Here is a 21,596-nt window from a genome sequence, read left to right as displayed (position 1 = left end):
ATCAATCAGGCTAGCGCATCACCCTGCAGGAGCAGCACAAGGCTGCTCCTACAACAATCAAAAGCGCAGCGCGGTGGGTTTCAGGGCACGGGGATACGGGAAACCGCCTTCACTTCGCGCAGCGCCAGGCTTGACTGGATCGAGGCAATGCCTGGCTGACGGCGCAACACCTCTTCCACGAATCGCCCATAACTCTCCAGGTCATTTGCCAACACCGTCAGCACATAGTCAGCCTCGCCGGTTACCTTGTGGCAGGACAGCACCTGCGGCAGTTTCAATATCACCTGCTCGAACTCATCCGGTGCGTTGGCCGAATGGTTGCCAAAGCGCACCTGGGCAAACGCCATCACGTCGTAGCCCAGCTTCCTGCGGTCGAGGTTGGCCTGGTAATCCTTGATGATGCCCAGCTCTTCCAGCCGTTTGCGCCTGCGCCAGCAGGGCGTCACGGTCATCGACAAACGCTCGCCCAGCGCAGCGCTCGACAGGGTGCCGTCCTCCTGCAAAAGGCGCAGCAGCTCGCGGTCGGTGTCGTCCAAATGTTCGATAGCAAAGGCTTTGCTCATTGCCGGCCAATTCTGTGATTAATTTCCTCAAGCATCCGGTTTGGCTGAGCATAAAGCAAAGCATTTTCACGGTTCAGGCGCGAAAATTGGTTATCCGGTAACCCCTTGAAAAAGGACATTCGTGTGCTGACAGTTTTTAGCAACAATCACCGCTTGCACCATGGCTCGGAACTCAAGGACGGCGCCATTACGCCATCGTTCGAAAACCCCCAGCGTGCCGACACCGTACTGGCCCGGGTGCGCAGCACGGGCCTTGGCGATGTCATTGCCGAACAGGCCTTCGACCGGGCCTGCTACGTGGCGGCGCACAGCGAGCGCTACGTAAGCTTCCTGGAAAACGCCTGGTCGGAATGGGCCGCCACCGGCAAAACCCACGATGCGCTGCCGCTGGTGTGGCCAGTGCGCGACCTGGCCATCGACCGTGAGCCCGGCTTCATCGACGGCAAGCTGGGCTTTTATGCCATGGACGCGGGGGCCCCGATCACCGCCGGCACCTGGGAGGCGGTGCGCAGCAGCGCCGACGTTGCCTTGACCGGCATGCAGCGCATCATCGACGGTGCCGACAGTGCCTTCGCCCTGTGCCGCCCACCGGGGCACCATGCGGCCCGGGAATACATGGGCGGCTATTGCTACCTGAACAACGCCGCCATCGCCGCCGAGCGCTGCCTGAGCCAGGGCGCCAGGCGCGTGGCTGTGCTGGATGTGGACTTCCACCACGGTAACGGCACACAGAACATCTTCTACGATCGCCCCGATGTGTTCTTTGCCTCCCTGCATGGCGACCCGCACGTGTCCTACCCGTATTTTTCCGGCTACGCCCATGAACAAGGCGCAGGCGCTGGCGAAGGTTTCAACGCCAACTACCCGATGGGCAAGGGCACCCGCTGGGCCCAGTACCAGCCGGCTTTGCAGGATGCACTCAAGCGCATTGTCGCGCACAAGCCGCAGTTTCTGGTTGTGTCGCTGGGGGTCGACACCTTCGAGGATGACCCGATCAGCCACTTCAAGCTTACCAGCGACGACTTCCTGCGCATGGGCGCCGAGATCGCCAGTGCCGGTATCCCGACCCTGTTCGTGATGGAGGGCGGTTACATGGTCGACGAAATCGGCATCAACGCAGTGAACACCTTGCAAGGTTTTGAAAGCGCGCGCTAACCCGCCTGAGAAGCCGTGACGAAGCCAGTAATGGGCGTCGCCACGGCACCGCGACATGTGACAGGCCAACAATAACAAGAGGTCGCCATGCAAGACATGCCCGCAAGCCTTGAGCAAAGCAAACCGGTAACGCCCGACCGTGACGGGCACCTGCAACGCACGCTGGAAAACCGCCACATCCAGCTGATTTCCATAGGGGGCGCCATTGGCACCGGCCTGTTCATGGGCTCGGGCAAGGTGATCGCGCTGTCCGGCACCTCGATCCTGTTGGTCTACGCCATCCTCGGGTTCTTCGTGTTCTTCGTCATGCGCGCCATGGGCGAGTTGCTGTTGTCCGACCTGCGCTTCAAGTCGTTCGCCGATATCGTTGCCCATTACCTGGGCTCGCGCGCCGGCTTTGTGCTGAGCTGGTCGTACTGGCTGAGCTGGAGCGTGGCGGTGGTGGGGGACGTGGTCGTGGTGGCCGGTTTTTTCCAGTACTGGTACCCCGATGCACCGGCCTGGCTACCCGCGTTCTTCACCCTGTTCGTGCTGCTGGGGCTGAACATGCTGGCGGTGAGGATTTTTGGCGAGGTAGAGTTCTGGTTCGGCATCATCAAGATCGTCGCCATCGTGCTGTTGATCATCACGGCAGCAGTCATGATCGCCACGTCCTATACCTCGCCCAATGGCGTGGTTGCCTCGCTGTCGCACGTGGTCGCGCCGGGTGCGGTGCTGCCCCATGGCATCAGCGGTTTCTTTGCCGGGTTCCAGATTGCCGTGTTTTCCTTTGCCGGTACCGAGCTGATCGGCACCACCGCAGCGGAAGCGAAGAACCCTCATCGCTCGCTGCCCAAGGCCATCAACACCATCCCCTTGCGCATTCTGCTGTTCTACATCCTGGCGCTGGTGTGCATCATCAGCGTGGTGTCGTGGGCCGAGGTGCCGGCCAACCGCAGCCCCTTCGTCGAACTGTTCCTGCTGGCCGGCTTTCCGGCGGCGGCCGGCATGATCAACTTTGTGGTATTGACCTCGGCTGCCTCTTCGGCCAACAGCGGTGTCTACTCGGGCTGCCGGATGCTGTTCGGGCTGGCCGAGCGGCGTAACGCGCCGGCCCTGTTCGCCAGGCTTTCGGCACTGAGCGTGCCGGTGTACAGCCTGGTGTTTTCCGGCGTGTGCATGCTGATCGGGTTGAGCCTGCTGTTCATCATCCCGGAGGTGATGACGGTGTTCACGCTGATTTCGACCGTGTCGGCAATCCTGGTGATCTTTACCTGGTCGATGATCCTTGCCGCGTACCTCGCGTATCGCAAACGCAACCCGGCTGCGCACAATGCTTCGGTGTTCAAGTTGCCGGGCGGGGTGCCGGTGGCGGTCACGACCCTGGGCTTTCTCGGCTTTGTGCTGGTGTTGCTGGCACTGCAGCCGGATACCCGCCTGGCATTGTGCGTGATGCCGTTGTGGTTCGTGTTCCTGTTGCTGGCCTACCGCCGCCGCGCTCAAGCGCATTCCTGAGCACAACACATACCCTGTGGGAGCGGGCATGCCCGCGAAGCAGGCGACGCGGTGGATGGCACGGGCTCTGCCCGTGATCGCGGGCGCGCCCGCTCCCACAGGGTGCAAGTTTTGTTCATAGTGCCTGTTGCTCGATCAACCCCAGGCACCGCTGCACGATCGGGCTCACATCACCCTTGCGCCGGCTCAGAATGATCGGGCTGACGGCGCTGCTATCGAGCAAGCCGACATATTCGATATCGGTGCGGTGTTGCTGTTGTACCGACGCCGGCACCAGCGTTACCCCCACGCCGACGGCCACCAGGCCGATGGCCGTCTGCAATTCGTTGGCCCACTGGCTGACGCGGATGCTCATGCCATGCTGGGCAAACAGCGCCAGCACGTGGTCGGCATAACTGGGCCGGGGGTTGGCCGGGTAGAGGATGAACGCCTCGCCAGCCAGCTGCGCCAGGCTGACCGGGCTGCCCGCCAGCGGGTGGCCCTTGGGCAGCACGGCCACCAGCGGGTCCTCCCGCAGAACCTCTTGGTGGATGGCCGCGTCGTCGATGCGAATGCGCCCGAAGGCGATGTCGATGCGCCCGCTCTTCAAGGCTTCCACCTGCTGCAGCGTGGTCATCTCGCTCAGGCCCAGTTCCAGCTCGCTGTCCTGGCGCAGCTCGCGGATCAGCTCTGGCAACACGTTGTACAGGGTCGAGGGGGCAAACCCGATGCCCAGCCACTGGCGCTGGCCCTGGCCAATGCGGCGGGTGTTGTCGCTGATGTTCTGCAGTTGCTGCAGCACGGTGCAGGTCTGTTCGTAAAAAAAACGACCGGCCTCGGTCAGCCGCAGCGGGCGTTCGCGTACGACCAGCAGGGTGCCGAGCTGGTCCTCCAGCTGGCTGATCTGCCGGCTCAAGGGGGGTTGGGCAATGTGCAGCAGCTCGGCGGCGCGGGTGAAGTTCAGGGTCTCGGCCAAGACTTTGAAGTAACGCAGGTGGCGCAGCTCCATCAGACCTCCAGGGTATGGTGGGAGATTCATTTGATATTGGACGGTCATCAGGGTCTCGCGCAATCCTTGAGCAATCAAGTAAATGCACCATTCGGGCCTGCAGCTGGCAGCCCGACCTGACGGGACCTGGCCACAATGACAAGCGCGCTGATTGAACGTATTGATGCAATTATCGTCGACCTGCCGACCATTCGCCCGCACAAGCTGGCAATGCACACCATGCAGCAGCAGACCTTGGTGGTATTGCGCGTGCGCTGCAGCGATGGCGTGGAAGGTATCGGCGAGGCCACCACCATCGGTGGCCTGGCGTATGGCTACGAAAGCCCCGAGGGCATCAAGGCCAACATCGACGCGCACCTGGCTCCGGCGCTGATTGGCCTGGCGGCAGACAACATCAATGCGGCCATGCTCAAGCTGGACAAGCTGGCCAAGGGCAACACTTTTGCCAAATCGGGTATTGAAAGCGCCTTGCTCGACGCCCAAGGCAAACGCCTGGGGCTGCCGGTGAGCGAGCTGCTGGGCGGCCGAGTGCGTGACAGCCTGGAAGTGGCCTGGACCCTGGCCAGCGGCGACACCGCCCGTGATATCGCCGAAGCGCAGCACATGCTGGAAATTCGCCGTCACCGGGTGTTCAAGCTGAAGATTGGCGCCAACCCGGTGGAGCAGGACATCAAGCACGTGGTGACGATAAAACGCGAACTGGGCGACAGTGCCAGCGTGCGGGTCGACGTCAACCAGTACTGGGACGAGTCCCAGGCCGTGCGTGCTTGCCAGGTGCTTGGCGACAACGGTATTGACCTGATCGAGCAACCGATCTCGCGCATCAACCGTGGCGGCCAGGTGCGCCTGAACCAGCGCAGCCCGGCCCCGATCATGGCCGATGAGTCGATCGAAAGCGTCGAGGACGCCTTCAGCCTGGCCGCCGACGGCGCGGCCAGCATCTTCGCCCTGAAAATCGCCAAGAACGGTGGCCCGCGAGCTGTGTTGCGCACTGCGCAAATCGCCGAGGCCGCCGGTATAGCGTTGTATGGCGGCACCATGCTCGAAGGCTCTATCGGCACCCTGGCCTCGGCCCATGCCTTCCTTACCCTGCGCCAACTGACCTGGGGCACCGAGCTGTTCGGCCCGCTGCTGCTGACCGAAGAAATCGTCAACGAGCCGCCGCAGTACCGCGACTTCCAACTGCACATCCCCCGCACCCCAGGCCTGGGCCTGACCCTGGACGAACAGCGCCTGGCGCGCTTCGCCCGTCGCTGATCAGCCAACAAGGAGATAATCATGCTGTTCCACGTGAAGATGACCGTGAAACTGCCGGTCGACATGGACCCGGCCAAGGCCACCCAGCTCAAGGCTGATGAAAAGGAACTGGCCCAGCGCCTGCAACGTGAAGGGACCTGGCGCCACTTGTGGCGCATTGCCGGGCACTACGCCAACTACAGCGTGTTCGACGTGCCCAGCGTCGAGGCGCTGCACGACACACTGATGCAGCTGCCGCTGTTCCCGTACATGGACATCGAGGTCGACGGCCTGTGCCGGCATCCCTCGTCGATTCACAGCGACGACCGCTGATCCGCACCTGTCTGCCTGACAAGAACAATATGAGGTACGCACGATGACCGTGAAAATTTCCCACACTGCCGACATTCAAGCCTTCTTCAACAAAGTGGCTGGCCTGGACCACGCCGAAGGCAGCCCGCGCTTCAAGCAGATCATCCTGCGTGTGCTGCAGGACACCGCGCGCCTGGTCGAAGACCTAGAAATCACCGAAGACGAGTTCTGGCACGCCATTGATTACCTCAACCGCCTGGGGGGCCGTAACGAGGCTGGCCTGCTGGCCGCAGGCCTGGGTATCGAGCACTTCCTCGACCTGCTGCAGGACGCCAAGGATGCTGAGGCCGGCCTGAGCGGTGGCACCCCGCGTACCATCGAAGGCCCGCTGTACGTCGCCGGGGCGCCGTTGGCACAAGGCGAAGCGCGCATGGACGACGGTACCGACCCCGGCGTGGTGATGTTCCTGCAGGGGCAGGTGTTCGATGCCGACGGCAAGCCGCTGGCCGGCGCCACCGTCGACCTGTGGCACGCCAACACCCAAGGTACCTATTCGTACTTCGACTCGACCCAGTCCGAGTACAACCTGCGCCGCCGCATCATTACCGACGCCGAGGGGCGCTACCGTGCGCGCTCCATCGTGCCGTCGGGATATGGCTGCGACCCGCAGGGCCCGACCCAGGAGTGCCTTGACCTGCTCGGCCGTCATGGTCAGCGACCGGCGCACGTGCACTTCTTCATCTCGGCACCGGGGCACCGCCACCTGACCACGCAGATCAACTTCGAGGGTGACAAATACCTGTGGGACGACTTTGCCTACGCCACCCGCGACGGTTTGATCGGCGAGCTGCGGTTTGTCGAGGACGCTGCTGCGGCGCGTGATCGCGGCGTGCAAGGCGAGCGTTTTGCCGAGCTGGCGTTCGACTTCCACCTGCAGGGGACCACGGCGCCGGAGGCCGAGGCCCGCAGCCACCGGCCGCGTGCGTTGCAGGAAGGCTGAGACCTTTGGGGCTGCTGCGCAGCCCATTCGCGGCACAAGGCCGCTCCCACAGGGATCGCGCGCGACAGTGCCATCGTGCAATCCCTGTGGGAGCGGCCTTGCGCCGCGAATGGGGCGCGTAGCGCCCCCACAATGCTGACCATTTTTCGCTGTGTTTTTGCCTGGGCCTTTCCGTGCGGGGAGGGCCCGGGCTTTTTGCTGCCGGGGCCGGTGATCTAGAATCGATCTTTTGCCCGAGCCCCGCCCATGCTGCCCATCGCGCTGCTGCCAACCACCGCTGACCAGGCTCCGCTGGTCCGCAACCTCTACCAGTTCTATGCCTACGAGTCCTCCGACTGGGAGCAGGAAGACGTCGAAGTGGATGGTCGTTTCTACATCCACGACGAGCACCTGCAACGCTACTGGCAGGACGAGGGCTGGGGCGCGTACCTGGTGCTGGCGGACGGTTTCATCGCCGGTTTCGTGCTGGTGGAACGCAGTGAGCTGCCGGGCATTCACGCGCTTGAACTGGCTGACCTGTTCATCCTGAAAAAGTACCGCCGCCAGGGCATCGGCCAGGCGGTAGCGTTGCAGCTGCTGGGCGGCGAGGGCGACTGGTTGCTGCGGTGCTACGCACACGACGCACCGGCCGTGGCGTTCTGCAGCGCCGTACTGGCGAACCTGTCGCGCCCGGCACAGGCCATTACGCTGACGGATGAACCGGACCTGCTCAGTTTCCTGGTGAGCGGCGCCCGGCATTGAGGATTGGCCGGCCGTTGTGCGGCGTTGAAGCGGAATAGCGACATTTTTGTGAGCTACTTCACAAAATCGTCATGGGCGGCATAATGCCATCAATGCCTCCCTAGACCTGGCAACCGCTTGCCGGGGTCCTTTTTCTTGCGCTTCGAAGGTTCAGGTAAAGTTCATGTCGCTAGCTGCAAACCCCGACATCATGTACCGGCTGTTGATTCAGAGCGTGGTGGATTACGCGATCTACCTGCTCACCCCCGAGGGTATCGTCGCCAACTGGAACCCCGGTGCCCAGCGCGCCAAGGGCTACCTTGCCGATGAAATCGTCGGCCAGCATTACTCGTTGTTCTACCCCGATGCCGAGCGTGCAGCCGGGCGGCCAGCGCTAAACCTTGAACAGGCGCGGCGCACGGGGCGTTTTGAAGAGACAGGCTCCCGCCTGCGCAAGGACGGCACGGCGTTCCACGCCCATGTAGTGATTGAAGCCGTGTACGACGATGCCGGGCAACTGGTGGGGTTCGCCAAGGTCACCCGCGACATTTCCGAACGCCGCCGCCAGGAACTGGAGCTGCTGCAGGCCAAGGAGCTGGCCGAGCAGTACAGCCAGGAAATGGCCAAGCTGTCGCAATTCCTGGACTCGGTCATTGCCAATATTCCCGCCAGCGTCATTGTCCAGGACCTGGAAAGCCAGCGCATCCTGTTGGCCAACCAGCAGGCCGAGCGCCTGTTCGGCGGCCCAGGGCGCAGCATGATCGGCCAACTGCCTGGCGAATGCCTGAGCCCGGCGGCCGCCGACTACCTTGAGCAGCAGCTGGCCCGTGGTGCCCGTAACACCAAAGGCCATGCTGCCGAGACCCGGGTCGAGACCGCCCGTGGTCCACGGACCCTGCGCAGCCGTACCTTGCTCAGCCAGCACTCCGAGGGCCAGGCGGATTACGTGCTGTTTGTCGCCGAAGATGCCACCGAGGAACTGGCGGCCCACGCACAGATTCACCACATGGCGCACCATGATGCGCTTACCGGGCTACCCAACCGCACCTTGTTCCACGAACGCCTGCGCCAGGCGCTGGTGCGTGGCAGCGAGAACGCCAAGCTGACCGCCGCCCTGTGCCTGGACCTGGACAACTTCAAGAACATCAATGACTCCCTTGGCCATGCCTTCGGCGACAAGCTGCTGCGCGAGCTGGGCAAACGCCTGCGCCGCGAGCTGCGCGAGCACGACACCCTGGCCCGGCTGGGTGGTGACGAGTTTGCCGTGGTACTGACCGGGCTCGATGGCCGCGACGCTGCGTGCAACACTGCGCAGCGGCTGATCAACGCGATCAGCCCGCCGTTCCGGATCGAAGGGCACCAGTTCTCCGTGGGGGTAAGTATCGGCATCGCCATCGCCCCGGATGACAATGATCAGGCCGAGCAGCTGCTGGGCTACGCCGACATGGCGTTGTACGAGGCCAAGCGCAACGGCCGCAATCGCTACGAATGCTTCGACGTGGAGCTTGACGTCGCTGCCCGCCAGCGCCGCCTGGTGGAAACCGACTTGCGCACAGCGCTGCACCTGGGCCAGTTGCAGCTGCATTACCAACCCGTGGTGGACCAGAAAACCAGTAGCGTGACCGGTTATGAGGCATTGCTGCGCTGGGAGCACCCGACCCGGGGCATGGTCATGCCCATGGACTTCATCCCTATCGCCGAGGAAACCGGGCTGATTCATGAACTGGGTATCCGGGCCTTGAACCTGGCCTGCCAGGAAGCGGCCAGCTGGGACAGTGAGCAGACGGTGTCGGTCAACCTGTCGCCGGTGCAGTTCAAAAATGCCAACCTGGTGCAGCTTGTCGCCTTGGCCCTGGCCGACTCGGGCCTGCCGGCGCAGCGCCTGGAGCTGGAAATAACCGAGTCGGTGTTGCTGGGTAACAGCGACGAAAACGTGCGCACCTTGCGCGCGCTGAAGGACTTGGGGGTATCGATTTCGCTGGACGATTTTGGAACCGGCTATTCATCGCTCGGCTACTTGCGCTCGTTCCCGTTCGACCGGATCAAGATCGACAAGTCGTTCGTGCATGACATGTGCGACAGCCGTGAAGCAATGTCGATCATCCGCGCCATTACCGACCTGTCCAACAGCCTGATGATCAAGACCACGGCCGAAGGGGTGGAGTCGCAAGAGCAGATGCGCCGGCTGGCGGCGGAGGGGTGCTCGCATTTCCAGGGCTACCTGTACGGGCGGCCGGCACCGGCGAGCGAGCGGTTGAAGCAGGTCATTACGCCAGGCTGACGGCTCACGCAGCCGATTGTGGGGGTAATTGGCTTGCTCAAATTTCAAGAGCTTGTGCAATCCTTGTGGGAGCGGCCATGCCCGCGAACACCGGCGCAGCCGGTGCCAGCCACCGAGTTGGCTTCTTCGCGGGCACGCCCGCGCCCACAAGGTCCGTGTCGCGCTTACGAATTTCAGCTATTCCAGTCTGGCGCAAACGGCGGGCTTACCACGCGCTGGTCTTTCGGCAATTGGGCAATCGCCGTGCGGTCTTCGTCGTCCAGTTGCACGTTCAATGCAGCCAGGTTGGCCAACTGGTTCTCGCGGCTGCTGGCTTTGGGGATCGCCGCCACACCGTCCTGGTCCAGCAACCACTTCAGTGCCACCTGGCTGGGCAGCACGCCATGCTTGCGGGCAATCGCCTGGATCACTGGCTGCGCCGCCGCCTGGCCCCGGGCCAGCGGGGTGTAGGCGGTGAGCAACAGGTCATGGCGGCGGGCGTAGTCGAGCAGCGGTTGCTGGCCGAGCAGCACGTGGTATTCCACCTGAATCGCCGACAACGGCGCACCCAGGGTTTCCACCACCTGGCGCAGCAGGCCCAGCGGGAAGTTGGCCACGCCAATATGCCGTGCCTTGCCCTCGTCACGCAGCGCAACCAGGGTGTCGATACTGCGCGCCAGGTCCCAATCCTTGCCGGGCCAGTGGATATGGAACAGGTCGACCTGCTCGGTGCCCAATGCGCGCAGGCTGTCTTCCAGCGACTGGCGCATGGCCTTGGGCTCCAGGCGGTCCCACCACACCTTGGTGGTGAGGTGGATCTGTTCGCGTGGTACGTCGCTGTCGCGCAGGGCCTGGCCAACGGCCGCTTCGTTTTCGTAGGCTGTGGCAGTGTCGATGTGCCGGTAACCCAGGTCCAGCGCCTGGTGCACGGCCTGGGTGCATTCGGTGCCGGTCATCGGCCAGGTGCCCAGGCCGATTGCAGGCAGGTCCAGACCGTTTCGGGTGGTGAGCCTTTGCATGTAAATTCCTTGTAGGGTGTGCAGGGTTCGCACTCGATGGTCGGCGATCAGCGAAGCGCGGGCCATGCGTTGGAGGCACAAACTGGTCGATCAGCGAACAGTATTTGCCGTCAGCGTGCGCAAGCGGCAATTGAACTTCCTTATCCTGCGGCATCTCTTCTAGAATTCGAGCTGTTGCATCCGCCGGGCCACGCCTGCGCGGCCTTCCCTGGGCGTGGCATGCCGCCGCGCCGTCATCGAGAGAGCCATGAGTTCCAGCACACCGCTGTCCGGCGTCAACCAACCCTTGCGGGGTATCGCACTGGTGGTGGGAGCGACGTTCCTGTTCGCCAGCCACGATGCCCTGTCCAAATTCCTCGGCGGCCTTTACCCGATCGTGATGGTGGTGTGGGCACGTTATGTGGTGCATACGCTGCTGATGGCCGGCATTTTCCTGCCCAAGTCTGGCCTCAACGTATTGCGCACCCGCCGGCCGGTATTGCAGACCTTGCGGGCCTTGAGCCTGCTGAGCACCAGCTTGCTGTTCACCAGCGGCCTTCAGTACCTGCCGCTGGCTGAGGCGACGGCGGTCAACTTCCTTGCCCCGGTGCTGGTCACCGCGTTGTCGGCGCCGCTGCTCAAAGAGCGGGTGACGGTGGGGCAGTGGGTGGCGGTAGTGCTGGGTTTCATCGGCGTGCTGGTGGTGGTGCACCCGGGTGGAGCGATGTTTACCCCGGCCATTCTGTACCCGTTCGGTTCGGCGTTGGGCTTCTGCTTCTATCAGCTGCTGACGCGCATTCTGGCTGCACATGACAGCCCGACTACCAGCAACTTCTATGCAGGGCTGTGCAATACCCTGGCAATGAGTGCACTGGTGCCGTTCTTCTGGGAGGTGCCGCGGTGGGACCATGCCCTGCTGATGCTGGCACTGGGCGGCTTTGGCATGACTGCGCACCTGCTGCTGACCCAGGCCTTCCGCCATGCGGCACCGGCGTTGCTGGCGCCGTTCAGCTACTGCCAGATCGTGTTTGCCGGTTTGCTTGGGCTTGTATTCTATAGCCAGGTGCCGGATACCTTGAGCCTGGTGGGGATTTCAGTGATCTGCCTCAGTGGGCTGGGGGCGGCGTGGATGCAGCGGCGCAAGTAAAACCTGTACCGCCTGTTCGGATTGATGCGCGGGTTTACCTGCGAAGAGGCCGGTACAAGCAAACCTGACAGAGCCAGCCTATCACCCTCTAACAGCCACTCTATTAGAACTCTGCCCAAGCTCGTCTAGTCTTTCCCGTGGCCCCGTGTAGACCTGATGAGGGGTAGCACGACCCCCTCGCTCGGCTGAAAGAACACCTGGCATAGACCGGAAATCTGGATAACCGACCCAAAGGTACCCGCAGATGTCGAACGAATCGAAATGCCCGTTCCATCAAACCGCAGGTGGCGGCACCACCAACCGTGACTGGTGGCCTGACCAGCTCAACCTTCGAATTCTTCACCAGCATTCGTCGAAGTCCAGCCCCGATCCGGACTTCGACTATGCCAAGGCGTTCAAAAGCCTCGACTTCCAGGCCCTGAAGAACGACCTGACTGCCCTGATGACCGACTCGCAGGACTGGTGGCCTGCCGACTTCGGCCACTATGGCCCGCTGTTCATCCGCATGGCCTGGCACAGCGCCGGCACCTACCGCATTGGCGATGGCCGCGGCGGCGCGGGCTCGGGGCAGCAACGTTTCGCCCCGCTCAACAGCTGGCCGGACAACGTCAGCCTGGACAAGGCCCGGCGGCTGCTGTGGCCGATCAAGCAGAAGTACGGCAACAAGATTTCCTGGGCCGACCTGATCGTGCTCACCGGCAACGTTGCTCTCGAATCCATGGGCTTCAAGACTTTCGGCTTCTCGGGCGGGCGCGCTGATGTATGGGAGCCGGACGAAGATGTGTACTGGGGTTCGGAAAAGGTCTGGCTGGGTGGCGATACCCGCTACGGCAAGGAACAGGTCAAGGCGCAGCCACCCGGGCAGGGTGACCTGGTGGCCGAGCCGGCCAAGCATGGTGAAGAGCAGAACCGCGACCTGTCGGCTGAGCGTAACCTGGAAAACCCGCTGGCCGCCGTACAGATGGGCCTGATCTACGTGAACCCGGAAGGCCCGGAAGGCAACCCAGACCCGGTGGCCTCTGGCCGGGACATCCGTGAAACCTTTGGCCGCATGGCCATGAACGATGAAGAAACCGTGGCGTTGATCGCCGGTGGCCACGCCTTCGGCAAGACCCACGGTGCCGGCCCCGCCGACAACGTCGGCCCCGAACCCGAAGCGGCAGACCTGGAGTTGCAGGGCCTGGGTTGGCCCAACAAGTTTGGTTCAGGCAAAGGTGGGGATACCATCACCAGCGGCCTGGAAGTGACCTGGACCTCCACCCCGACCAAGTGGAGCAACGAGTACCTGAACAACCTCTTCAACTTTGAGTGGGAGCTGACCAAAAGCCCGGCCGGCGCGCATCAGTGGCAGCCGAAAGAGGGCAAAGGCGCAGGCACAGTGCCAGATGCCCACGATCCAGGTAAAAAACATGCACCGTCCATGTTGACCTCTGACCTGGCGCTGCGCTTCGACCCCATCTACGAGCCGATCGCTCGCCGCTTCAAGGACAACCCTGACCAGCTGGCGGATGCCTTCGCCCGCGCCTGGTACAAGCTCATCCACCGCGACATGGGCCCACTGGCGCGCTACCTGGGCCCGGAAATGCCCAATGAAGAGCTGCTGTGGCAAGACCCGTTGCCCAAGGCCGATCCAGCCACGATCAGCGAGCAAGACATCGCAGACCTCAAAACCAGGATTCTGGCTTCGGGCTTGACTGTGGGTGAGCTGGTCTCCACCGCGTGGGCATCCGCGTCGACCTTCCGTGGCTCCGACAAGCGCGGGGGGGCCAATGGCGCACGTTTGCGCCTGGCGCCGCAGAAAGACTGGGCTGCCAACCAGGGTGTAGACAAGGTGCTGGCGGCGCTGGAGAAGATACAGGGCGAGTTCAATAGCGGCGGCAAAAAGGTCTCCCTGGCCGACCTGATCGTACTGGCCGGTACTGCAGCCGTTGAAAAAGCTGCCCGGGATGCTGGCTACAGTGGCAGCGTCGGGTTCCGCCCGGGCCGCGTCGATGCGTCCCAGGCGCAGACCGACGTCGAGTCGTTCGCCGTGCTGGAGCCGTTGGCCGATGGCTTCCGCAATTTCGCCAAGGCTCGCTACAGCGTCAAGGCCGAAAAGCTGTTGCTGGACAAGGCCCAGTTGCTGACCCTGACTGCGCCGGAACTGACCGTGCTGATCGGCGGCCTGCGGGTGCTGGGTGCCAACCATGGCGGCAGCCAGCAGGGCGTGTTCACCGACAAGCCCGGCACCTTGAGCAACGACTTCTTCCGCAACCTGCTGGACATGGGCGTGGAATGGAAGTCGACGTCGCCGGACGACGAAACCTTCGAAGGCCGCGACCGCAAGACCGGGCAGGTTAAATGGAACGCTAGCCGGGTTGACCTGGTGTTTGGTTCGCATGCCCAGCTGCGGGCGCTGAGCGAGGTGTATGGCAGCAGTGACGGGGGTGACAAGTTCGTTCGGGACTTTGTGGCCGCCTGGCAGAAGGTCATGGAGCTGGACCGTTTTGACCTGAAGTAAAGGTGTTATGGGGGGCGCAAAGCGCCCCCTTGGCCCTGGTGATCCCGCCAATTCCAGGTCGGATAGGTACAAAAGCGTCCTCGTCGGTTCTGTTGCAATGCTTCTCAGGCAGCCAGCCTGAACAGCGTGCTTACAACGACAAGGAACCCCGACCATGCAAATGCCCAAGACCCTCAAAATCCGCAATGGTGACAAGGTGCAGCCGACCTTTTCGGCGCAGGAGTATGCGGCTCGCCATGCGCGGCTGCGGGCCTACATGGCAGACCAGGACATTGAGGCGGCGATCTTCACCTCGTACCATAACGTCAATTACTACAGTGATTTCCTCTACTGCTCGTTTGGCCGTCCCTATGCGCTGGTAATCACCCAGGACAAGGTTGTCTCTATCAGCGCCAACATTGATGGCGGCCAGCCATGGCGGCGTACCGTCGGCACTGACAACATCGTCTACACCGACTGGCAACGCGACAACTACTTCGTTGCCATCCAGCAGGCGCTGCCGCTGGCCTCGCGTATTGGCGTCGAATACGACCACCTCAACCTGCAAAACCATGCCAAGCTGGCCGCCTGCTACCCCAAAGCCGAGCTGCTGGACATTGGCGCGCCTTGCATGCGTATGCGCATGATCAAATCGGCCGAGGAACAGGCGCTGATCCGCCATGGTGCACAGGTCGCGGACATTGGCGGCGCGGCAATTGTAGAGGCGCTGCGCGACCAGGTGCCTGAGTACGAGGTGGCGCTGCATGCCACCCAGGCAATGGTCCGCGAAATCGCCAAGCGCTTCCCCGATGCGGAGCTGATGGACACCTGGACCTGGTTCCAGTCCGGGCTCAACACCGATGGCGCACACAACCCAGTGACCAGCCGCCGCGTCGGCAAAGGTGAAATCCTGAGCCTCAACTGCTTCCCGATGATCGCCGGCTACTACACCGCGCTGGAGCGCACACTGTTCCTCGACCACTGCCCGGATGAATACCTGCGCCTGTGGCAGGCCAACGTGGAAGTGCACGAGGCGGGGTTGAAACTGGTACGCCCGGGCATGCGCTGCAGCGACATCGCCCGTGAACTGAACGAAATCTTCCTGCGCCATGACCTGCTGCAGTACCGCACCTTCGGTTATGGCCATTCGTTCGGCACCCTGAGCCACTACTACGGGCGCGAAGCGGGGCTGGAGCTGCGCGAAGACATCGACACAGTGCTGGAGCCTGGCATGGTGGTGTCGATCGAACCGATGATCATGCTGCCCGAAGGGCGACCGGGGGCGGGTGGGTATCGCGAGCATGACATCCTGATCGTCAACGACAAAGGCGCCGAGAACATCACCAAATTCCCGTATGGGCCGGAGCACAACATCATTCGCAAATAAACACCGAAGCTGGCCTCATCGCCGGCAAGCCAGCTCCCATAGCTACTGCATAGCACGCAATACCTGTGCAGTCCCTGTGGGAGCGGGCTTGCCGGCGATGAGGCCAGCCCGGACAACAAAAATATCACTGTATGACCACCAGACCCTGCCTCCAATTAAAAGAACCAGAGGGTACCCGTCATGTCCAGCACCACACTTGACCCATCCGCCGTCGCCGGCCCCACATACAACGCCGAACGCCAGGCCCTGCGCAAGGCCGCCCGGGCCAGTTTCATGGGCAACTTCGTCGAGTGGTTCGACTACGCCGCCTACGGCTACCTGGCCACCATCATCGCCGCCACCTTCTTCCCGCAAACCGACAAGACCACTGGCCTGCTGGCAACCTTCGCTGTGTTTGCCCTGTCGTTCCTGGTACGTCCGCTGGGCGGCATCGTCTGGGGGCACTTTGGCGACCGCCATGGTCGGCGCAACGCACTGTCGTGGTCGATCCTGATCATGTCGGTATCCACCTTCTGCATTGGCCTGTTGCCAGGTTATGCGCAGATCGGCTTGTGGGCGCCGGGCTTGTTGCTACTTATCCGCCTGGTGCAGGGCTTTTCCGCCTCCGGTGAGTACGCTGGTGCTGCGGCGTTTCTGGCTGAATACGCGCCGCCCGGCCGGCGTGGCCTGTACACCAGCATCGTGCCGGCCAGTACGGCGGCGGGGTTGCTGTTTGGTGCGGCGTTCGTGGCGGTGCTGCACGAACTGCTCAGCAGCCAGGCCCTGCACGAATGGGGCTGGCGCCTGCCGTTCCTGCTGGCGGCACCGTTCGGCCTTGTAGGGCGCTATATCCGCATGAGCCTGCAGGACACACCCAAGTTCCTGGAGATGGAACAGCGCCTGGAAAACAAGGCCGGCATGACGCCTATGCCGCTGCGCGAGCTGCTGGGCCAGCACCGCCGCAGCCTGGCCATCGGCATTGGTGTCACCTGCCTGAACGCGGTGGCGTTCTATTTGCTGCTCAGCTACATGCCGACTTATCTGTCCAGTGAAATGGGCATGAGCGAGCGGGATTCATTCATTGCTTCGACCGTGTCGCTGGCCACTTACATCGGCTTGATCTTCCTGATGGGGCGGCTGTCTGACCGGTTTGGCCGCAAGACCATGCTGGTGGTGGCTTCGCTGTTGTTCCTGGGGCTGACCGTACCGTTGTTCCGCCTGCTTGACGGTCAACCGCTGCTGGTCATCCTGGCGATCCAGATTTGCTTCGGGGCGATTCTGGCGATGAATGACGGGACGTTGCCGTGCCTGCTGGCCGAGATTTTCCCCACCCGGGTGCGTTTCAGCGGGTTTGCCCTGAGCTTCAATGTGGCCAACGCGCTGTTTGGCGGGACTGCGCCGTTCATTGCCACCTGGCTTATCCAGGTGACTGGCAGCAAGCTGGCGCCGGCGGGGTATTTGCTGGCGGCAGCACTGGTGGCGCTGGTTGCCATGCTTATGTGTCGGGAGACCGCACATTCCGCCCTGGAGGATTAACTACCCTGTACCGGCCTCTTCGCGGGCGCGCCCGCTCCCACAGGGACCCCACAGATTCGAATACTGTGGGGTCCCTGTGGGAGCGGGCGTGCCCGCGAAGAGGCCGGTAAAACCAGTACAAACCTTGAATTAATGCAGCGAAGCCTGCCGCCGCTCCCCCAGCGGCGACAAGCCAAAGAACCGGCTGTAGCTCTTGGAAAAGTGCGCCGGCGAGCTGAACCCGCAGGCCAGCGCCACCTCGCGCACCTGCACGTCACTGCGCAGCAGCAACTCCCGCGCCCGCGACAGCCGCAGCTCCAGGTAGTACTGGCTGGGCGTGCGCTGCAGGTATTTATGGAACAGCCGCTCCAGTTGGCGCACGGTGACCTCGTTGAGGCTGGCAAGCTCCTCGAGCCCCAATGGTTCCTCCAGGTTGGCCTCCATGATCGCCACCACCTGGCTCAGCTTGGGTTGGGCGCTGCCAAGCAGGGTGCGCAGCGGTACCCGCTGGCGATCACGCTCGCCCCGCACCCGGTCGCACAGCAATAACTCGGCCGCCTTGGCCGCAATGTCCTGACCCCCGGGCTCGCGCGCCACCAGTTGCAGCATCATGTCCATGGCTGCCACACCGCCCGAGCAGGTATAGCGGTCGCGGTCCAGTTCGAACAGCTGGCTGGAAATGACAATGCCGGGGAAGTGCGCCTGCAGTGTCGGCAGGTCTTCCCAATGGATGGTGCAGCGGTAGCCTTTGAGCAGTTCGGCCTTGGCCAACAGGTAGCTCCCGGTGCAGATACCACCCAATGGCAGGTGCTGGCGGGCCAGCTTGCGCAACCAGTCGATCAGCGGGCGGCTGCTACGGCCCCGGTCGATCGGGTTGGCCCCGACCACCAGCAGCGCATCCAGCTGGGGGGCGTTGGCGATGCCGTAGTCAGGCAGTACCCGCATGCCGTTGCTGGCGACCACTGGCGCCTCGTCTGCGGCAATCAGCACGCTGCGAAACAGTGGTTTGCGTGCGGCCAGGTTGGCCATGCGCAGGGTTTCCACCGCCGACGCCAGGCCGATGGTGGTGAAGTTGGGCAAAATCAGAAAGCCGAACGTCTTTACCGAACAACTCTTTACAATAGAGGGCGATAGGTTTGCAGAAGCGGGGTAGACCATTGCGCTGTTCCTGTGCAAGCTGAGGCATAGTTCGTCAGGGGCAGTGAGAAAATACAGCCTCGCGTGGTTCTTGTTGTTATAGGTCGTTGCCGGCTCGATCTTACACCCCGGGCGCAGCGGCCAGGAATGGCCCCGCCGGCTGGCAGGGCCGACAGTGATTGCACAGAGAAGGTGATCGTTCGTGAACCCCGAAACCATGCTGGCGGCATTGCCAGGCTACGCCATGTCGCCCGAGTCGATCCAGGTGCTGCCGGATGCCAAGGCATACCGCGCCTGCTTGCTCGAACGCATCCACGCCGCGACCCGGCGCATCGTCATCGTCGCCCTGTACCTGCAGGAAGACGAGGCGGGCCAGGAAGTGCTGGATGCGTTGTACCAGGTCAAGGCCGAGCGACCAGGCCTGGAAATCACCATTGTGGTCGACTGGTTTCGTGCCCGCCGTGGTCTGCTGGGGGGCGGGCGCCAGCCGGGTAACGCCGCCTGGTATCAGGCCCAACGCCAGTTGCGTGGGCTGGATATCGTGATTCATGGGGTGCCGGTGCAGACCCGCGAGCTGTTCGGCGTGTTGCACCTGAAGGGCAGCATCATCGACGACTGCGTGATCTACACCGGCGCCAGCCTGAACAACGTGTACCTGCACCGCTTCGACCGTTATCGCCTGGACCGCTACCACCTGTTCCAGTCCCCGGGGCTGGCCGATGCCATGGTCGACCTGGTGCGGCGCCTGCTGCACCACACCGCCACACCGCGCCTCGACTTGCCTGCGCCACCTGCCACCCGTAGCCTGCGCGGCGACATCCGGCGCTTGCGTGCGCGGTTGCGGCGCATGGCATACGAGGCACCGGCCAGCATGGCAGGGGAAGGGCTGCGGGTTATTCCGCTGTTGGGCGTGGGCCGTGGCAACCCGCTGAACCGGGCGCTGTGCGCCTTGTTGGCGGCGGCGCGCACGCAACTCATCATCAGTACGCCGTATTTCAACCCCCCGCGGGTGGTGATGCGCGAGCTTGACCATGCGCTGGAGCGTGGTGTGCAGGTTGAGCTGATTGTCGGCGATCGCACGGCCAATGACTTCTATATCGCCCCTGGCGAGCCGTTCAGCGCCAGTGGCGCCTTGCCTTATCTGTATGAAGACAACCTGCGTGCCTTCGCCCGGCGCCGCCATGCCGCCATTGCCAGCGGCCAGTTACAGGTACGCATCTGGAACGATCCTGGGCATACCTTTCATGCCAAGGGCGTGTGGGTCGACCAGCGCTATTCGTTGCTGACCGGCAACAACCTGAACCCGCGCGGGTTCAACCTGGACCTGGAGAACGGCCTGCTGATCGATGACCCGCACGGGCAATGGCTGACGCCGAGGGAAGCGGAGTTGAACGCGCTACGCCGGCATGCGCCGAAGATTGGTTCGGCAGAGGCGCTGGGCGTGAAGGCCGAGCATCCCAAGGAGGTCCGCAAATTTCTGCGGCGCTTGCGTTTAAGCCGGTTGGAACCGTTGATCAAGCGCGTGCTCTGAGGCACTGCTCCAGGCACTGCCGTGCTTTTTTGGGGGCAACGGGTGAGTTTGCTTTCAGGCATCGAGGGGGCGAGGGCACCGCGATTTCGGTGGTGCACGCGGTGCCTTGATGTCAATATGATGTTACCTGCGTGAGCCCTCCGTTGGGGGCTGGGCTATCATTTGCAGTCAACCGTACAAGGCCCCTCTGAAAAATCATCACGAGCGCATACAATCGGGCCCTTTCTTCGTTAACCAGATAGGCCAAAGCGTATATGGCGCTAGATCCACCCACGATGCTGACCATCTCGGTCGCCCTGGCAGCGGCGGCTGCCCTGTACCTGGCGATTGAGTGGCGCAGTGTCCGCGAAACCTCCTTGCTGTTCTGGAGCGCCGGCTTTGCCACGATTACTGTCGGTTGTGTCCTGGCCTTGTTGCGCGGGTCTGGGTTGTTGTTCATCGGCATCTGGTTCGCCAACGGTTTGCTGGTGGTGGCGCACGGGTTCTTCCTGACGGGCGTATTGCGTTTTACCCAGGACCGCTTGTCGCGGGGCTGGCTAATGATTGTGGTGGTCTGGTTCGCCTTGCTGTTGCTGCCTGTAGGGCCGCAGTGGTCGAAGGTGATGCTGATGGTCAACTCGTTGCTGGTGGCGTCGCTGACGCTCAAGGCCAGCTCCCTGCTGCGGCCCCATGGCAAGTCGCTGAGTGTGGGGGCAGTACAACTGCGCTATGTGTTGCTGATCCATGGGCTGTTCTATGTGGCCAAGGCGGGCATTGCCATCACGCCGGGGACGTTGATTGACCTGGCCACCTTTGGTGGCCTGATCATCCAGATCTCCTTGGTCGAGGGGGCGATGGCGATCATGCTGATTGCCTTGTCGATGACCGGCACCGTGCGCTATCGGCGCGAGGAGCGGATTGCCCGGCTGGCAGCCCGCGACCCGTTGACCGCGTTGTATAACCGGCGTGCGCTGGAGGTGCGGGCCGGGCATTTCTTCAAGGACGTGAGCCCGGCGCAGCCTGGGGCGTTGCTGCTGATCGACATCGACAACTTCAAGCTGGTCAACGACCTGCACGGGCATATTGCCGGGGACCGCTTGCTGGTTGCCTTGAGCGAGATGATTCGCACGGTGCTGCCGGAGCGGGCACTGGCCGCGCGGTTGGGCGGCGATGAGTTCGTCATCTTGTTGAATGGGGCGAGTAGCGAGCAGGTAATGGAGCTGGGCGGGCTGTTGCGCGAGCAATTCCAGCAGTATGCCGGCAAGACCGTGCCCACGCCGCACGCGGTTACCTTGAGTATTGGCGTGAACCTGTTCGACCAGCCGCCGGCGAGCCTGGCGGCATTGATCGAGCAAGGGGATGTGGCCTTGTACCAGTCCAAGCGCAGTGGGCGCGACAGTATTCGGTTTGTGGAGCGTCCGATGGCTGACATTAATCACTAGGCTGCTTTTTGCTTTTTGCTTTTTGCTTTTTGCTTTTTGCTTTTTGCTTTTGCTTCTAAGCGCGCGACAGTTCAGGCAACGCAGATTGCGACTTCAGGAGGCCGAGCGCAGGGCTTGCGGAGGGAGGTGACGGGCATGGATGCCCGTCAAGCGCTGGGCCCCAGGATGGGGCCTGCAGCGCGGTCCTCCCGGGAGCAAGCCCGGAGCGAGGGGACCCCGGAGCGCAGCGTAGGGGCCGGATGATGGGAGCGCAGCGTTTTTTGGTTACTTTTTG

Annotated in this window: 17 protein-coding genes; 13 read left to right on the top strand and 4 right to left on the bottom strand. The window is 62.8% G+C overall.

The features are described from left to right. Nucleotides 1-80 precede the first annotated feature (80 nt). Complete coding sequence (locus tag LU684_RS14645; RefSeq protein ID WP_016487553.1) at nucleotides 81-563, bottom strand: Lrp/AsnC family transcriptional regulator; 483 nt, start codon at nucleotides 561-563, stop codon at nucleotides 81-83. Between the two features lie 123 nt (nucleotides 564-686). Between LU684_RS14645 and LU684_RS14640 the strand changes: the two genes are divergently transcribed. Then, a complete protein-coding gene (locus tag LU684_RS14640; RefSeq protein WP_023047754.1) occupies nucleotides 687-1,718 on the top strand; it encodes a histone deacetylase family protein in 1,032 nt (343 codons plus the stop codon). Between the two features lie 87 nt (nucleotides 1,719-1,805). Beyond that, on the top strand, nucleotides 1,806-3,212 hold the full coding sequence (locus LU684_RS14635) for an amino acid permease (protein WP_023047753.1): 1,407 nt from the start codon (nucleotides 1,806-1,808) through the stop codon (nucleotides 3,210-3,212). Between the two features lie 115 nt (nucleotides 3,213-3,327). Here LU684_RS14635 and catR read toward each other — a convergent pair whose 3' ends face one another. Then, nucleotides 3,328-4,200 carry an HTH-type transcriptional regulator CatR gene (catR, locus tag LU684_RS14630; protein ID WP_016487551.1) on the bottom strand — a complete coding sequence of 291 codons (873 nt, stop codon included), beginning with the start codon at nucleotides 4,198-4,200 and terminating at the stop codon, nucleotides 3,328-3,330. Nucleotides 4,201-4,335: 135 nt separating this feature from the next. On the opposite strand from catR, the gene LU684_RS14625 reads away from it, so the two are divergent. The 5 genes from LU684_RS14625 to LU684_RS14605 all read left to right on the top strand — a co-directional run bounded on the left by LU684_RS14625 (nucleotide 4,336) and on the right by LU684_RS14605 (nucleotide 9,749). After that, a complete protein-coding gene (locus LU684_RS14625; protein ID WP_232894762.1) occupies nucleotides 4,336-5,457 on the top strand; it encodes a muconate cycloisomerase family protein in 1,122 nt (373 codons plus the stop codon). A gap of 21 nt (nucleotides 5,458-5,478) precedes the next feature. Further along, on the top strand, nucleotides 5,479-5,769 hold the full coding sequence (catC, locus tag LU684_RS14620) for a muconolactone Delta-isomerase (protein WP_016487549.1): 291 nt from the start codon (nucleotides 5,479-5,481) through the stop codon (nucleotides 5,767-5,769). Between the two features lie 43 nt (nucleotides 5,770-5,812). Then, on the top strand, nucleotides 5,813-6,748 hold the full coding sequence (gene catA, locus LU684_RS14615; RefSeq protein ID WP_232894760.1) for a catechol 1,2-dioxygenase: 936 nt from the start codon (nucleotides 5,813-5,815) through the stop codon (nucleotides 6,746-6,748). Nucleotides 6,749-6,994: 246 nt separating this feature from the next. Further along, nucleotides 6,995-7,489 (top strand): GNAT family N-acetyltransferase, encoded by a 495-nt coding sequence (locus LU684_RS14610; protein WP_016487547.1) that lies wholly within the window; start codon nucleotides 6,995-6,997, stop codon nucleotides 7,487-7,489. Between the two features lie 163 nt (nucleotides 7,490-7,652). Continuing rightward, nucleotides 7,653-9,749: a putative bifunctional diguanylate cyclase/phosphodiesterase gene (locus LU684_RS14605; protein ID WP_016487546.1), complete on the top strand. Its 2,097-nt coding sequence runs from the start codon at nucleotides 7,653-7,655 to the stop codon at nucleotides 9,747-9,749. Nucleotides 9,750-9,922: 173 nt separating this feature from the next. On the opposite strand, the gene LU684_RS14600 is transcribed toward LU684_RS14605, so the two are convergent. Then, entirely contained in the window at nucleotides 9,923-10,747 is an 825-nt protein-coding gene (locus LU684_RS14600) for an aldo/keto reductase (RefSeq protein WP_016487545.1), read from the bottom strand. A 247-nt stretch (nucleotides 10,748-10,994) separates the two neighbouring features. On the opposite strand from LU684_RS14600, the gene LU684_RS14595 reads away from it, so the two are divergent. The 4 genes from LU684_RS14595 to LU684_RS14580 all read left to right on the top strand — a co-directional run bounded on the left by LU684_RS14595 (nucleotide 10,995) and on the right by LU684_RS14580 (nucleotide 17,254). Then, a complete protein-coding gene (locus LU684_RS14595) occupies nucleotides 10,995-11,873 on the top strand; it encodes a DMT family transporter (RefSeq protein WP_016487544.1) in 879 nt (292 codons plus the stop codon). Nucleotides 11,874-12,117: 244 nt separating this feature from the next. Further along, complete coding sequence (katG, locus tag LU684_RS14590; protein ID WP_232894759.1) at nucleotides 12,118-14,373, top strand: catalase/peroxidase HPI; 2,256 nt, start codon at nucleotides 12,118-12,120, stop codon at nucleotides 14,371-14,373. A gap of 154 nt (nucleotides 14,374-14,527) precedes the next feature. Then, nucleotides 14,528-15,739 carry a M24 family metallopeptidase gene (locus LU684_RS14585; protein WP_016487542.1) on the top strand — a complete coding sequence of 404 codons (1,212 nt, stop codon included), beginning with the start codon at nucleotides 14,528-14,530 and terminating at the stop codon, nucleotides 15,737-15,739. A gap of 180 nt (nucleotides 15,740-15,919) precedes the next feature. Next, nucleotides 15,920-17,254: an MFS transporter gene (locus tag LU684_RS14580; protein WP_023047750.1), complete on the top strand. Its 1,335-nt coding sequence runs from the start codon at nucleotides 15,920-15,922 to the stop codon at nucleotides 17,252-17,254. A 129-nt stretch (nucleotides 17,255-17,383) separates the two neighbouring features. Here the strand turns inward: LU684_RS14580 and LU684_RS14575 are convergent, their stop codons facing one another. Next, nucleotides 17,384-18,391, bottom strand: coding sequence for a GlxA family transcriptional regulator (locus tag LU684_RS14575; RefSeq protein WP_016487540.1), 1,008 nt, complete (start codon nucleotides 18,389-18,391; stop codon nucleotides 17,384-17,386). A gap of 181 nt (nucleotides 18,392-18,572) precedes the next feature. On the opposite strand from LU684_RS14575, the gene pssA reads away from it, so the two are divergent. Both pssA and LU684_RS14565 read left to right on the top strand, forming a co-directional pair. Then, nucleotides 18,573-19,901 carry a CDP-diacylglycerol--serine O-phosphatidyltransferase gene (pssA, locus tag LU684_RS14570; protein ID WP_232894758.1) on the top strand — a complete coding sequence of 443 codons (1,329 nt, stop codon included), beginning with the start codon at nucleotides 18,573-18,575 and terminating at the stop codon, nucleotides 19,899-19,901. 275 nt (nucleotides 19,902-20,176) lie between these two features. After that, complete coding sequence (locus LU684_RS14565; RefSeq protein WP_031312520.1) at nucleotides 20,177-21,322, top strand: GGDEF domain-containing protein; 1,146 nt, start codon at nucleotides 20,177-20,179, stop codon at nucleotides 21,320-21,322. Nucleotides 21,323-21,596: the final 274 nt, after the last annotated feature.

The organism is Pseudomonas sp. NMI542_15, from assembly GCF_021283425.1.
In the GTDB taxonomy this organism is placed as follows: Bacteria; Pseudomonadota; Gammaproteobacteria; order Pseudomonadales; family Pseudomonadaceae; genus Aquipseudomonas; species Aquipseudomonas fortuita.
Note: the sequence above shows the minus strand (reverse complement) of the source record. Positions and strands in the feature narration are given on the sequence as shown.